Raw genomic sequence first — 14,962 nt, 5'->3', positions numbered from 1 at the left:
AAACGAAAGAAACCGTCGAATGCCGTATCGCACAATGCTTAACAGGCATCTGCAAGCGGTTACACAAAGTATTGCGCCGCAACAACTTTCGTTTCAATGGAATATATCTTCCTTTTTCCTTTCAGTTTATTGACATCTTTCGAATTGCTGCCCTAGAGTCGGCCCAATCGCTTTCGAAACGCCCGGTGAACGGGTTGGGAGTCCGCGTGGAAAACTGCGTTCGTCGCTCGCCGCTGATGCTGGCCCTGTTGCCGGCATTGATGCTGGCGTCCATGCCGGCCCGGGCCGAGCCGGTCGGCAACCTGCATTCGGTCAGCACCAGCGACAGCCGCGATGGCGTGCGCGGCTGGGACCTGCAGACCGACAAGGGCGCACGCATCCGCATCGAACTGCCGGCTGCCGACATCATCCGCGTGCAGGCCGGCCGCAACGGCAAACTGATCGGCGCCGGCGACAAGGCCGCGCCGATCGTGCTGCCGCAGCCCAAGGCGAACGTGCAGGCGCAGCTGGAAGAAGACGCGCAGGAAATCCGCGTGCGTACCGATGCGCTGGTGCTGCATGTGCAGCGGCAGCCGCTGCGCATGCGCCTGGAACGCCTGGACAATGGCCAGCCCACCCCGCTGTGGCGGGAGCTTCAGCCGCTGGACCTGGATGCCACGCAGAGCGTGCAGGTGCTGTCGTCGCAGGCCGATGAAGGCTACTTCGGCGGTGGCCAGCAGAACGGCCGCTACCAGTTCAAGGGCCGCGAGCTGGACGTGTCCTATTCCGGCGGCTGGGAAGAGGGCGACCGCCCGAGCCCGGCGCCGATGCTGCTGAGCAGCCTTGGCTGGGGCATGCTGCGCAATACCTGGAGTGATGGCAGCTACGATCTGCGCGAGGCCGACCAGGCCACGCTGCTGCATCGCGAAGACCGTTTCGACGCCTACTACTTCGTCGGCGCGGATCTGCCCAAGCTGATCGAGCGCTACACCCAGCTGACCGGCCGCCCGAACATGGTCGCGCGCTGGGCGCTGTCCTACGGCGATGCCGATTGCTACAACGACGGCGACAACAGCAAGAAGCCCGGCACCGTGCCCGAAGGCTGGAGCGACGGCCCGACCGGCACCACCCCCGATGTGATCGACAGCGTGGCCAAGCAGTACCGCGCCCACGACATGCCCGGTGGCTGGATCCTGCCCAACGATGGCTACGGCTGTGGCTACAAGCAGCTGCCGGAAACGGTGAAGGGGCTGGCCGGCTACGGTTTCCGCACCGGACTGTGGACCGAGAACGGCGTCGACAAGATCGCCTGGGAAGTGGGCAAGGCTGGCAGCCGCGTGCAGAAGCTGGACGTGGCCTGGACCGGCAAGGGCTACCAGTTCGCGATGGACGCCAACCGCCAGGCGTTCAACGGCATCCTCGACAATTCCGATTCGCGCCCGTTCCTGTGGACAGTGATGGGCTGGGCCGGCATCCAGCGCTACGCCGTGGCCTGGACCGGCGACCAGAGCAGCAGCTGGGACTACATCCGCTGGCACGTGCCGACCCTGGTCGGCTCCGGCCTGTCCGGCATGGCCTACGCCAGCGGCGATGTGGATGCGATCTTCGGCGGCAGCGCCGAAACCTTCACCCGCGACCTGCAGTGGAAAGCATTCACCCCGGTACTGATGGGCATGAGCGGCTGGTCGTCGAACGCACGCAAGCATCCGTGGTGGTACGACGAACCCTACCGCAGCATCAACCGCGATTACCTGAAGTTGAAGATGCGCCTGACCCCGTACATGTACGGGCTGGTGCACGACGCCGCGCAGACCGGTGCGCCGCCGGTGCGTGGCCTGATGTGGGACAACCCGCGCGACCCGCATGCGCAGGATGAAACCTACAAGTACCAGTTCCTGCTCGGCCGCGACCTGCTGGTAGCGCCGGTTTACCGCAGCCAGGCCGCCAGCCGTGGCTGGCGTCGCGACATCCACCTGCCGGCCGGCGGCTGGATCGACTACTGGGATGGCCGCCGCGTGCAGGCCGGCGCCGACGGCCGCCAGCTCGACCGCCAGGTGGACCTGTCCACGCTGCCGGTATTCGTGCGTGCCGGTGCGATCCTGCCGATGTACCCGTCGATGCTGTTCGATGGCGAGAAACCGCTCGATGAAGTGACCTTCGACCTGTACCCGCAGGGCGACTCGCAGTACACGCTGTACGAAGACGACGGCAACACCCGCCGTTACCAGCAGGGCGAGTCGAGCACGCAGCGGATCCGCGTGCAGGCGCCGGCGCAGGGCAGTGGCCCGGTGCAGGTGCAGATCGATGCGGTGCAGGGCCAGTACAACGGCCAGCTGCCGCAGCGCCGCTATGGCCTGCGCGTGCTCAGCCGCCAGGCACCGCGTGCGGTGCAGGCCGCTGGCCGCGCGCTGCCGGCGCTGGCTGATGCCGCTGCGTTCAACGCTGCTGCTGAAGGCTGGTACTTCGATGCCGCCGAGCGTCGCGGCACCCTGCATGTGCGCACCGCCAGCCAGGACATCCGCCAGCCGCTGCAGCTGCAGCTGGACTTCGCGGTCGCCGCCGCCGCTGCCGCTGCCGACGATGCCTATCCGGCCGCACCGGTGCTCGGCCGCGAACTGCCCGCCGACAGCCTGCTGGTGGTCAACCGCCCGGCCGAAGAGCCCGGCCACGCCCTGGAAAACGCCTTCGATGATGACCCGGGTACCTGGTTCCGCAGCGTGCGCAACCAGGCCGTGCGCACCGGAGCGCATGAGTGGGTGATCGGGTTCGGTGAGCGGAAGATGATCGATGGCATCGACATCGCGCCGCGCAACGACAAGAACTGGAAGCATGGCCAGGTGCGCGACTACGAGGTGTACCTGGGTGACAGCAATGGCGAGTGGGGTGAGCCGATCGCCCGCGGCCGCCTGCAGCTGAAGGAAGGCGTGCAGCGCATCGACTTCCCGGCCCACGCCGGCCGCCTGCTGCGCTTCCGCGTGCTGAGCGTGCAGAACCCCGAAGGCGACGGCGCCAGCAGCACCGATCCGATGGTTACGGCAGCGCAGGGCAGCGCCCGTGCCTTCGATGCGCTGCAGCCGCGCGACGTCGGCCCGATCGCCCTGTCCACCTTCCACATCCTCGAACACCAGGAACCGGAGCGACCGGCCCGGCAGCGCTATCTCTCCGAGCTGCCGGTGCCGGCCGCGCTGGCCAGCCAGGTGCGCACCGACCAGTCCTTCCGTGGCGACGCCGGCATGCGCATGAACGGCCTGCAGTTCCGCCGTGGCCTGGGCGTGGGCGCCACCAGCCGCATCGACCTGCGCCTGCAGGGGGGCTGGCACCTGCTGCGTGCCGACCTCGGCATCGACGACGCGTGCCGCAGCGCTGGTGGACTCCAGTTCCAGGTCTGGGGTGACAACCGCCTGCTGTACGACAGCGGCCTGGTGAAGGCGCCCGGCGTGGTCAAGCCGGAGCTGGACATCCGTGGCCTTTCCAGCCTGAGCCTGCGCACGCTGGGTGCGCAGGGCAGCCAACCCGCCCAGGTCTGCGCCAACTGGGCCAACGCCGTGCTGATCGGCCAGGAGGGCGACTCCGCCAGCATCGTCGCCCCATGACCCCCTCGTAACACCGCTCCTCCCCCCGCCCATTCCGACTACGGCCCTCATGGCCGTGGCCCGGGAGCGTTTTGCCCGCCGAACGCCCACGCGCTCACTTATTGCGCTGCACCCCTGCCAGGAGAGAACCCCGATGTTGCCCGCACGCCACCACCGCCCCCCCTGTCGTTCGATCGCTCCGCTGTCGCTGGCCATCGCCGGCGTGCTGCTGTCGGTCGCCGTTCCCGCCTTCGCCCAGGAGAGCAAGGACAAGGCCACCGACCTGGCCCGCATCGAGGTCACCGGCTCGAACATCCGCCGCACCGACGTGGAAACCGCGTCCCCGGTGCAGGTGATCAGCAAGCAGGACATCCAGAACATGGGTGCGCGCACGCTGCTGCAGGTGCTCGACAACCTGCCCGCCGCACGCCCGGCACAGCAGGATGCGCGTTCGCTGTTCACCGGTTCCGATGGCGCTTCGCAGGCCAACCTGCGCGGGCTCGGTGCGCAGGGCACGCTGGTGCTGCTGAACGGCCGTCGCCTGTCGTACTACGGCGCACCGGCCGGATTCCAGACCCAGTTCGTCAACATCGATGCGATCCCGGCCGCCGCCATCGAGCGCATGGAAGTGCTGACCGACGGCGCCTCGGCGGTGTACGGCACCGACGCGGTGGCCGGCGTGATCAACGTGATCACCAAGCGCAACTTCCAGGGTGCCGAGGTCAGCTTCACCAACGACACCTCCTCGCGCATCGACTCCTACGGCGAGCGCCAGGCCAGCATTACCGCCGGCTTCGGTGACCTGGCCGAGAACCGCTTCAACATCTACGGCGCGGTGAACATGTACCGCCGCGACGCGATTCCGCTGAGCGACTTCTACGACAAGCGGCCCGACCAGTACTACGTCAACAATCCGAACTACCTCAACAACCTGCGCCTGGGCGTGGGCAGCAAGCCGGGTGAGTTCAACCCGGGCAGCTACTTCGCGTTCGATCCGGTCACCGGCCGCCGCGTGCAGGAAGCCGCGCCGGGCTGCAAGAACGTGCTGACCAGTGAAGCGGCCGGCCCGCGTTGCGTCTGGGAAACCTGGATGAACAACGAGATCGATGCCGGCGCCAAATCCGAGCGCAACACCGCCTACCTCAACGGCACCTTCCTGGTGGGCGACAGCACCGAGATCTTCGCCGAGGCGACCTACACCGATATCGACCTGCGCGCCAACGGCGGTACGCCGCGCACCTACGGCACCACCACCGGCAACCCCACCAGCTGGTTCTCGCGCAATACCGGCAACACCGTCAACCAGTTCCTGTACCCGTTCCTGGGCCCGAACAACGAGTACAACCACGCCAGCCCGCAGATGAAGGCAATGATGGGCGGCGTGGTCGGCCTGAACTACCTGTTGCAGGATGCCGGCCCGAACTACTTCGGCCAGCGCAATACTGACAAGAGCTACCGCGTGCTGGCCGGTGCGCGTGGCAACCGCGGTGACTGGAACTGGGAAACCGCGTTCGCCAGCGCGGGTACGCATTCCACCACGTACCAGACGATCAACGTCAACATCAAGGGCTTCGAGAAGGCGTTCGGCCCGTACTCGATCGATCCGGGCACCGGCCGCGTGATCATCTCCGACCACCCGGCGTACAAGTTCGGCGAGATCAGCGAAGCCAACGCCGCACTGATCCGAGAAGCGTTCCCGACCTTCGACATCCAGTCGTGGACCCGCCTGCACACCCTCGACGGCAAGATCGAAGGTCCGCTGTTCCAGCTGCCGGCCGGCGAGATGCGTGCGGCCTTCGGCTTCAACGCCAGCCGCGAAACCTTCTACACCCCGGGCAACGCCGATGCGGCCAACGGCCTGATCTCCCAGCAGGGTGGCTCCTGGTTCGACGGTAAGCGCAACACCTACGCGCTGTTCGCCGAGACCGTGGCGCCGATCACCGACAAGCTGGAACTGGATGCGGCGGTGCGCGTGGACAAGTACCCGAACTTCAGCGCCAACGTGGCACCGAAGATCGGCTTCAAGTACCAGGCCTTCGACCAGCTGATGCTGCGCGGTACCTATTCCACCGGCTTCCGTGCACCCAGCCTGGCCGAGTCGGGCAACGGTGGCGTGTTCGCGCAGCTGGGTGGCTTCCGCGACGAGCTGCGCTGCAACGAGACCAACGCCATCGCCAACCTGCTGCTGCGCTCGCAGCGCCCGGGTGACGTCGATCTGGGCAAGACCCTGCTGAACGTGGACTGCAGCCGCACCGTGGCGCGCATGACCCAGCCGAACAAGGACCTGAAGCCGGAGAAGGCGAAGATCGCTACTCTCGGCTTCGTCTACGAGCCGGCGAGCTGGCTCTCGGTGTCGGCCGACTACTGGTTCATCTACCGCAACAACGAAATCGTCGCGCCGGACTATCGCCGCATGGAAGACATCATCTCGATGTCGCGCTCGCCGATCACCGACAGTGACCGTGCCAACCTGGCCCAGCTGGCGGCGATGTGCGCCGACCCGGCCAGCGGCGTGAGCTGCCCGGCGAACCTGCCGGGCTACTCGGCCGGCAACGTGGCCAGCGTGGTGGGCCAGTACAAGAACCGCGGCAAGACCCTGATCGATGGCTTCGACATCGATGCGCGCAGCCGCTTCTCGCTGGGCGACTGGGGCAACCTGAACATCGGCCTGGCCGCCACCATTGCCAACCGCAACCGCTTCTACATGGATGCGGAGAACGGCTGGTACTACGGCGACGTAGTGGGCTACTACAACAACCCGCGCCTGCGTGCCACGCTCAATGCCGACTGGACCTACAAGCAGGTCACCACCAGCATGTTCGTCAACTACGTGGGCGGCACCAAGTGGGCCACCGACCAGGTCGATGAAGTGAGCAACAACAAGGAAACCTGCACCGGCGGCTACCTGGCCCTGCAGAAGAGCAAGTGTGATGGTGCGCCGTCGTGGTGGACCGCCAACATGAGCGTCACCTGGCGCCCGGATGATGCGTGGAACCTCAGCTTCACCGTCAAGAACCTGTTCAACCGCCTGCCGTTCTACGATCCGAACAGCTTCCTGGGTGACTCCAGTGACTACGCAACCATCTTTGGCCGTGGTTACAGTGTGACCATCGGCTACCGTTTCAAGTAATCCCGTTTGCGTGACCCGGCGGGCCGGCTACGGCCGGCTCGCTGCCAAGAGGAGAGATGTTTGCCATGAAGCGTAGGGAATTCATCGCGGCCAGTGCCGCTGTCGCCGCCAGCAGCCTGCTGCCGCAGACCCCGGCATGGGCGCGCGGGCGCAAGGTGCGCCTGGCCATGATCGGTACCGGCATGCGTGGCCTGGTGCTGCTGAAGGAGCTGGTGCGCCGCGACGACGTCGAGGTGGTCGCGCTGTGCGACATCGAACCGATCATGCTCGGCCGTGCCATGGACATGGTGGCCAAGGCCGGCAAGCCGGCCCCGAAGACCTACGGCCAGGACCGCGATACCAACGCCTGGAAGCGCCTGCTGGAACAGAAGGGCATCGATGGCGTGATCATCGCCACGCCGTGGGAATACCACGCGCCGATGGCGATTGCCGCCATGCAGGCCGGGGTGGCCGTGGGCTGCGAAGTGGTGGCCGGCATCACCCTGCAGGACCACTGGGATGTGCTGAAGACCCAGCTGAGCACCGGCACTCCGTACATGCTGCTGGAAAACGTCTGCTACCGCCGTGACGTGATGGCCGCGCTGCAGATGGTGCGCCAGGGCCTGTTCGGCGAGCTGGTGCACCTGCAGGCCGGTTACCAGCACGACCTGCGCGGCGTGAAGTTCAATTCCGGCGACCCGAACCAGCCCTACGACAGCGGCGTGGAATTCGGTCCCAAGGGCTGGAGCGAAGCACGTTGGCGCACCGAGCATTCGGTGGAGCGCAATGGCGAACTGTACCCCAGCCACGGCATCGGCCCGTGCGCGATGTACACCGGCATCAACCGTGGCAACCGCTTCACCCACATCAATGCCTTCGCGACCAAGGCACGCGGCCTGCACGAATACACCGTGGCCAAGAGCGGCGGCACCACCCACCCCAGCACCAAGGTGAAGTTCAAGCTGGGCGACATCGTGACCACCACGCTGGCCTGCGAGAACGGCGAAACCATCCTGCTGCAGCACGATACTTCACTGCCGCGACCGTACTCGATGGGCTTCCGTGTGCAGGGCACCAAGGGCCTGTGGATGGATGTGAACCATTCGATCCACATCGAAGGCCGCAGCCCGCCGCACCAGTGGGAAGAGTTCAAGAAGTACCAGGACGAGTACGAGCATCCGCTGTGGAAGCAGAATGCCGACACCGCCGCGAGTGCAGGGCATGGTGGCATGGACTGGTTCGTCATCCATGCATTTGTTGAAGCGCTGAAGGCCAAGGCACCGATGCCGATCGACATCTACGACGCGGTGACCTGGAGCGCGATCACCCCATTGAGCGAGCAGTCGATCGCCAACAGCTTCCAGACCCTGGAGTTCCCGGACTTTACCGCCGGTGAGTGGAAGCAGCGCAAGCCGATCTTTGCGTTTGACGGCAAGTACTGAGATTTACCCCTTCCATGTTGTGACGGAAACGCCGGGCGATTCCCGGCGTTGCTGTTTCTGGGGCATTCGCCTTGTAGAGCCGAGCCCACGCTCGGCTGCGACGAAACCAGTCAATATCCGAGGCTGAAGTTCTCGGTAGTGGATTTTGTTCCGGACTGGGTACTTTTAACCGCACCGATGTAAATGAAGAAGCCGGGAGCAAGATCTGAGCGCTGGAATGGAATCCATATGGAGTCAAGCCCTGCGCCGGCGCCACCTGGATAGATCCAGCCTGGCGAAAGACGCTGGGTCTGCAATTGCCAGTTGGAGTCGTACCAGGTGATCTGAAGTTCGGTGCCCGCACCGATGCCGTGGCCGTTCACAACCATGCCGGTTGACGGTGCATCCCAGAAAAATGCATCGGTTATGACAGGGCGATCATGATCGGCCGCGATAGCTTGATGGAGCGGAAGACCGAAGCGATCGGTGCAGGTGAACAACGGGTCGTACATGAAGGAAATAACTTTGTCGACGCGCCCTGCTACGAATGTCAGGGCTCGATCCATCCGTTCCTTCGTTGTTCGCGATAGCGAGATGTAGCTGCAACCTGCGTAGTCTGGACTTTCGGTGTCTTCCTCGAACGCCTCAATATTGGCCCACAGTTCGACCCGTCGATTCCCTTGGTTGAATTCACTCTTGGCCTCTCCCAGGGCATTGAATACATCCCGTATCGATCCGCCGTATTGACTGGAGAAACTCCTAGAAGCGTCAACGCGCGGGTAAAGACCAAGCCTGGGGTCGACGGCGCCCACCAGCTGCGTTGCCTGGCCCGGCCAGTAGTAGGCCGCATTTCCGGTACCGCGCCCATCCTGAGGCGCGATGATGTCCACTCCGGCCGTGGCCAAGCGCCTGAAACCGCTGACGGTCTGCTCGACGGTCTGGGTATTGCCGCGACCGTCCTTCAGAAGAAAAAGGTAGGGTGAGATGGCATATTTTCTGCCTGGGTTGAGGTTTCGGAACAGGCCGGCATCCTGGCCGTACTCCGTGTCGGACGCAGTGTAGGTGCTTCCCAGCAGCACCTCATAGGATTGATATGCGCCGCGAAAACTACTGTGTCCAGCATGTCTTGTTGCCCAGTCGGCATAGACGCGCCGCGCCCAGTCGCGGTGTGACGAGAGCATGGCTGCATCGATCTGCCACTCTTGGCCGGTGACGACGGGGAATGCGGGAGCTCCGAGGTAGACTTCCATGCCGAGGTGATCGGCAACAGTGAGCATTGCGGTGGTGCTCTCGATTGCGTTCGCGTCGTACTGAACGAAAAGTACGTCGAATGAACCACTGGAGTAATCACAGGCTGCCTGCCCGTCATGGGGCAGAACAATGCGCCAGAACACTCTGGGTACGCCGTCAACGACAGTTTCGATCTTCCGATCAAATCCTCCGGGGCACGCGATGGCAGAGCCGTAGTGTTCGTTGAACTCGTAGCTCAGCCAGTTGCGGATGCGCCCAGTCCCGATCTCCTGCCTGGCCTGCTGCACGCAGGAGGTGCCCTCCGCAGTCGTGCAACCGATCGCGACGGTACTAGGATCGGTGTGACGCTTAAGATGCGGCCCGAAATTGAGTACTGTCGTGCCACCCATCCGATGAAAGTCCTGCAGCGAGGTCTGCCACCCACAGGCCGACCGGGCGTACATCCATGTTCCGCGTATTGGGTACTCTGTGGTGACAGCCTTGTCATACGGAGTTCCGCAGTAGCCGACGGCATCAGACGCCAGAGACGGGGTCGAAAACAGAGCGGCTGCGGGTGCCAACAGCAGGATCAGCCAGAATCGCGGGTCCACGAATTTCTCCTTGGCGTTCGGTCCATGATTAGCCTCACCCACGCGCTGGAGGCGTGGGTGTCACGGAGATTGCGTTTCAGGCACTCAGGTGTCAATGGCGCTGTGGGCCTGGCTGGAGACCAGCAACGACGTGCCTGGTTGCTCGACGGGTACTCTGGCTTCAGCGCCTGGTCTGCGCTCGGATGATGAGCATCCACACAGGCTGGTCGGACCCGTGCGTGCCGTCCCGTCTAAATCGAGCAGAGCATGGACCAATCCGAGACCATGTTCCCGTGGTCAATCCGGATCTGGCTGGCAACCGCATGAGCATAGATCGATGTCATATCCGGCATGGCTTGCGTACCCGCTTATGGGGCCGACCGCCGACGTCGAAGATCCGGTTGCCTGCCTGCAGGATGGGGCGTCGTTGCACCTGGGCACGGTGAGCGGCGTTGATCCAGACAGGAAAAATGGCGCGCCCGGAGGGATTCGAACCCCCGACCAATGGCTTCGGAAGCCACTACTCTATCCGGCTGAGCTACGGGCGCGTTGTAGAACCGCCGCGCCACCGACCAGTGCCGGGGCGGGCATCGCAGCGCCATGAGGCGGTGCGGGACCGGCATTCTATCCAGTTTCGCCGAACAAATCTCCCCCCACGGGCAAAGCCCTGCCGGAGGGGCAGGAGTATCCTATCGCCATGGCTGATACCCCCCTCATTTCGCCGCAGTCGCCGGCGACGCCGCGTTGGCGGCATTACTGGAGTCTGATGCGCGCTGATCGCCCGATCGGCACGCTGCTGCTGCTGTGGCCCACTTGGTGGGCGTTGTGGCTGGCCGCGGGCGGCCTGCCGCCGCTGTGGACGCTGTTCGTGTTCACCGCCGGCGTGTGGCTGACCCGCTCGGCCGGATGCGTCATCAACGACTATGCCGACCGCTGGCTCGACCCGCATGTGGAGCGCACCAAGGCGCGCCCACTGGCCACCGGCGCGATCAGTGGCCGCGCCGCGCTGGCCCTGTTCGCGGTACTGATGCTGGTGGCGTTCGGCCTGGTGCTGACCATGAACGGGCTGACCATCGGCCTGAGCTTCATCGGCGTGTTCCTCGCCGCCAGCTACCCGTACCTGAAGCGCTACACCCACCTGCCGCAGGTCTACCTGGGCATGTCGTTCGGCTGGGGCATCCCGATGGCGTTCGCCGCCGTGCAGGGCGAAGTGCCGATGCTGGGCTGGCTGCTGTACGCCGGCAACATCCTGTGGTCCACCGCGTACGACACCTGGTATGCGATGGTCGACCGCGAAGACGATCTGAAGATGGGCTCGCACTCCACCGCGATCCTGTTCGGCGACCTGGACCTGGTCATCCAGGGCGTGCTGTACGCGCTGTTCCTGGCCACGATGGCGCTGGTCGGCGTGCGCGGCGGGCTGGGCGGCTATTACCTGGCCGGCGTGGCCGTGGCCACCGCGCTGGTGGTCTACGAGTTCTGGATCTGCCGCAACCGCGAGCGCGGCCCGTGCTTCAAGGCGTTCCTGCACAACAACTGGGTGGGTGCCGCGCTGTTTGCCGGCATCGCAGTGGACCTGGCGCTGCGCTGAGCCCAGGGTGAGGTAGAGCCGGCCGCTGGCCGGCTGCACGACCATCCCAATTGGGAAATTGCCGGCCAGCGGCCGGCGTTACCGCCTTCCACCACCTGCGATGATGCTTGGATCTGGTAGAGCCGGCCGCTGGCCGGCTGCACCCGTGTGCGATCTCGAGGTTGCCGGCCAGCGGCCGGCACTACCCTCCTCCGCGACCTACGACCAATAGGTGGCTGACAGGCCGCACCCCACCGCCCAGAATCGATCCATCGAACCTGGGAGGGTAAGCGATGGCCTCGACGGCAGAAGTACAGGACGGCTGGATGGCGCGCGCAGCGCTGCGCTCGGCCGCCTGGGCGGAAAAGTGGTTCCCCGATGCGTACGTGTTCGCGGTGCTGGGCGTGGTCATCGTCGCGCTGGCCGCGATGGGCTTCGGCTCGACCCCGCAGGCCACCGCCAGCGCCTTCGGTGACGGTTTCTGGAGCCTGATTCCCTTCACCATGCAGATGGCCTTCGTGGTCATCGGTGGCTACGCCGTGGCCACCGCGCCGGTGGTCGCACGCTTCATCGATTTCCTCGCCCGGGTGCCGCGTACCGGCCGCAGTGCGGTGGTGTACGTAGGCCTGGTCAGCATGCTCGCTTCGCTGCTCAGCTGGGGTTTCTCGCTGGTGTTCGGTGGCCTGCTGGTGCGCGCGCTGGCCCGCCGTACCGAACTGCGCATGGACTACCGCGCGGCCGGTGCGTCGGCGTATCTCGGCCTGGGGGCGGTGTGGGCGATGGGGTTGAGTTCCTCGGCCGCACAGCTGCAGGCCAATCCGGCCAGCATGCCGCCGGGCCTGGTCGAGATCACCGGCGTCCTGCCGTTCACCGAAACCATCTTCCTGTGGCAGTCGATCGCGCTGACTGCGGTGCTGATCCTGGTCTCGCTGCTGATCGCCTGGTTGACCGCACCGGCCGCCGGCAGCGCTCGCACCGCTGAAGACTTCCCCGGTGCCGCGCAGGCGGAGCCGGAGCCGCTGCAGCGCCGCACGCGCCCGGGCGAGTGGCTGGAATACAGCCCGCTGCTGACCGTGCTGCTCTCGCTGCTGGCGTTCGGCTGGCTGTTCAACGAGTTTGCCAACAAGCCGGTGGTCACCGCCATCGCCAACCTCAACACCTACAACTTCCTGTTCATTTCGCTGGGCCTGCTGCTGCACTGGCGGCCGCGCAGCTTCCTCAACGCGGTGGCCAAGGCGGTGCCCAGCACCACCGGCGTGCTGATCCAGTTCCCGCTGTACGGCGGCATCGCGATGATCCTCACCCACGCCGCTGGCGGCGATGGGCAGACGCTGGCGCACCGGCTGTCGAGCCTGTTCGTGCACGTGGCCAGCACCGATACCTTCGCGCTGGTGATGGGTGTCTATTCGGCCGTGCTGGGCTTCTTCGTGCCCTCCGGTGGTGGCAAGTGGATCATCGAGGCGCCGTACGTGATGCAGGCCGCCAACGAACTGAAGGCGCACCTGGGCTGGGCGGTGCAGGTCTACAACGCCGCCGAAGCGCTGCCGAACCTGATCAATCCGTTCTGGATGCTGCCGCTGCTGGGCGTGCTGGGGCTGAAGGCACGCGACATCGTCGGCTTCACCTTCATCCAGCTGCTGGTGCACATTCCGCTGGTGCTGGGCCTGTTGTGGCTGCTGGGGATGACCCTGGCCTATGTGCCGCCGGTGATGCCCTGAATGCTGGGCTGGCTTGCCTGCGTGAGTTGGGAAGCCAGCCTCCTTCCGCGCGTGTTTCCGGCTGAGAACGCCATGAATGCGCGTCATGCTGACCACTGCATGAGCACATGCCGAACCCGCATGAATCCTTCAGCCGCTTGTGCCACAAGGGCTTCTGCGCGTTCATTCACAGGCGTACACGCAGATGTAGCCGCGCACCCACGCGTGATTAACCATTCGCTGCAGACGATGGCCACGTCCACCGCATTCCGCGAGTGGCTTTGGAGATCGGACATGGCACAGCAGAACCAGAACCCGAACCAGAAGCAGCAGGGCCAGCAGAACCAGCAGGATCAGCAGCAGGGTCGTGGCCGCGACCAGCAGCAGCAACAGCAGCAGGAACAGCAGCAGCGCAACCAGCGCAACCAGCAGCAGGGTGGGCAGGACGAGGAAGAGTGACCTCGCCACCAGCTCCGGTGATGCGAAGCCCCGCCCCGTGCGGGGCTTTGCTTATTCCAGCACGCCGACACGCTGCAGCACCGGCGCCGCCGACATGTCGTTCGGATTGGTGCCGGGCTGATCCTGCGGTACGTCCATGCCCATGCCGCGGTACAGATCCACCCAGTGCTGGGCGATCTCTCCAGTCTGCGGGTTGCGGAAATTCATCGGCTGCAATGCGAACACATGGTGCGCGCGGAAGGCGCGTTCGATGAAGTCCGAGCAGTAGTAGCTGTCCTCGTTCAACACATACGACGTGTTGTAGGGCTTGCCCAGCATCGTGCGCGCGCTGGCGACCGCGTCCTTGATCGCGTCCCGCTGCGGCGCGCGCAGGCGATAGACCACGATCTGCCGCTGCTTGGCTTGGGCTTCCTGCTGGAACTCGGCCAGCGACTGCCGGCGCGATCCCTTCTCGTCCGCGTGCAGCACCTCCCAGCCCTTCGGCGCCGAGGCCACCAGGGCCACATGGTCGAAACTGGTCGAACCCCGCTTGCCGGTGGCATCGTCGATGGCCGCGCTCAGACCGCTATGGCCGGCAGTGACGAACAGCAGGTCGCCTTCGCGGACATCGACGGCCATGGCATACGCGGGCCACAGCGCAGGCAGCAGCAGGCCGAACAGGAGAAGGAGGCGGCGCATGGGCATCTCGGACAGGCGGAATGCCGGAATTGTAGGGTGCGCGGTAGCATGGAGCGACCGGACCGGATTCAGGATGAGCCCATGCGTCGATACCGTTCCCCTTCCGTGCTGATGCTCGCCTGCAGCGTGACGTTGGTTGCGTGCGCACCTGCGCCCCAGACCACACCCACCGCCGCCACACCTGCTGTGCCGGCGCCGGCCACCACGGCCGCAGTGGTCACGCCTGCCCCGGCACCATCGCGCAGCGAATGCCCCTACCCGGAATTCGATGCCTTCCTGAAGCACTTCGGCAACGAGATCACGCTGCAGGAAAAGGCCACCGCCGACCCGTTGCTGGACAGCTACATCGATGCCGAGGCCGAGCCGGAACCGCGCAAGGTGGAAAGCCAGCTGGCGCTGGCCGATGTCGAGTGGCCGGTGATGCCGGATCCCGCCGCACTGGCCGGACAGGGCCGCGAGCTGCAGGTCAACACGCTGCCCGATGGGCAGCGGCAGGTGCAGATCCGCACCCCGGACAGCAGCGACCAGCAGACCTATACCTTCGCGCAGACGCCTTGCTGGACCTTGGTCAAGCGTGAGGATGAGTCGATCTGAGACCTGATCCGGCACAGGCAGGATGGGGGAGCGGCTGCTAGGCTCGAGACCTGACCCAGGCAG

The 14,962-nt window shown here is 65.2% G+C and carries 9 protein-coding genes and 1 tRNA gene; 7 read left to right on the top strand and 3 right to left on the bottom strand.

Going from position 1 to position 14,962, the window contains the following annotated elements; genetic code table 11:
- Nucleotides 1-206: 206 nt before the first annotated feature.
- The 3 genes from ACZK29_RS20665 to ACZK29_RS20655 all read left to right on the top strand — a co-directional run bounded on the left by ACZK29_RS20665 (nt 207) and on the right by ACZK29_RS20655 (nt 8,102).
- Nucleotides 207-3,572, top strand: a complete 3,366-nt coding sequence (locus ACZK29_RS20665; RefSeq protein WP_478446448.1) for a TIM-barrel domain-containing protein — start codon at nt 207-209, stop codon at nt 3,570-3,572.
- Nucleotides 3,573-3,705: 133 nt separating this feature from the next.
- Nucleotides 3,706-6,681, top strand: a complete 2,976-nt coding sequence (locus ACZK29_RS20660; protein WP_478448669.1) for a TonB-dependent receptor — start codon at nt 3,706-3,708, stop codon at nt 6,679-6,681.
- A gap of 65 nt (nt 6,682-6,746) precedes the next feature.
- A complete protein-coding gene (locus tag ACZK29_RS20655) occupies nt 6,747-8,102 on the top strand; it encodes a Gfo/Idh/MocA family protein (RefSeq protein WP_478446446.1) in 1,356 nt (451 codons plus the stop codon).
- Between the two features lie 110 nt (nt 8,103-8,212).
- On the opposite strand, the gene ACZK29_RS20650 is transcribed toward ACZK29_RS20655, so the two are convergent.
- Together ACZK29_RS20650 and ACZK29_RS20645 are read right to left on the bottom strand one after the other, a co-directional pair.
- Nucleotides 8,213-9,922, bottom strand: coding sequence for a DUF4434 domain-containing protein (locus ACZK29_RS20650; RefSeq protein ID WP_049404399.1), 1,710 nt, complete (start codon nt 9,920-9,922; stop codon nt 8,213-8,215).
- Nucleotides 9,923-10,372: 450 nt separating this feature from the next.
- A tRNA-Arg gene (locus ACZK29_RS20645) sits at nt 10,373-10,449 on the bottom strand.
- Between the two features lie 149 nt (nt 10,450-10,598).
- Here ACZK29_RS20645 and ubiA point away from each other — a divergent pair.
- The 3 genes from ubiA to ACZK29_RS20630 all read left to right on the top strand — a co-directional run bounded on the left by ubiA (nt 10,599) and on the right by ACZK29_RS20630 (nt 13,627).
- On the top strand, nt 10,599-11,492 hold the full coding sequence (gene ubiA, locus ACZK29_RS20640) for a 4-hydroxybenzoate octaprenyltransferase (protein ID WP_111205013.1): 894 nt from the start codon (nt 10,599-10,601) through the stop codon (nt 11,490-11,492).
- A gap of 272 nt (nt 11,493-11,764) precedes the next feature.
- Nucleotides 11,765-13,189: a short-chain fatty acid transporter gene (locus tag ACZK29_RS20635; RefSeq protein ID WP_181502626.1), complete on the top strand. Its 1,425-nt coding sequence runs from the start codon at nt 11,765-11,767 to the stop codon at nt 13,187-13,189.
- 273 nt (nt 13,190-13,462) lie between these two features.
- Nucleotides 13,463-13,627 (top strand): hypothetical protein, encoded by a 165-nt coding sequence (locus tag ACZK29_RS20630; RefSeq protein WP_005414774.1) that lies wholly within the window; start codon nt 13,463-13,465, stop codon nt 13,625-13,627.
- A 51-nt stretch (nt 13,628-13,678) separates the two neighbouring features.
- Here ACZK29_RS20630 and ACZK29_RS20625 read toward each other — a convergent pair whose 3' ends face one another.
- The gene (locus tag ACZK29_RS20625) at nt 13,679-14,305 is read right to left on the bottom strand and encodes a YiiX/YebB-like N1pC/P60 family cysteine hydrolase (RefSeq protein WP_111205011.1); all 627 of its coding nucleotides are present in this window, start codon (nt 14,303-14,305) and stop codon (nt 13,679-13,681) included.
- A gap of 81 nt (nt 14,306-14,386) precedes the next feature.
- Here ACZK29_RS20625 and ACZK29_RS20620 point away from each other — a divergent pair, with 81 nt between their 5' ends.
- Nucleotides 14,387-14,899 carry a hypothetical protein gene (locus ACZK29_RS20620; protein WP_478446445.1) on the top strand — a complete coding sequence of 171 codons (513 nt, stop codon included), beginning with the start codon at nt 14,387-14,389 and terminating at the stop codon, nt 14,897-14,899.
- The last annotated feature ends 63 nt before the right edge of the window (nt 14,900-14,962 follow it).

This window comes from Stenotrophomonas sp. 89682_Sma (genome assembly GCF_056481405.1).
The sequence above is the reverse complement of the archived record's forward strand: the minus strand, read 5'-3'. Positions and strand labels throughout refer to the sequence as shown.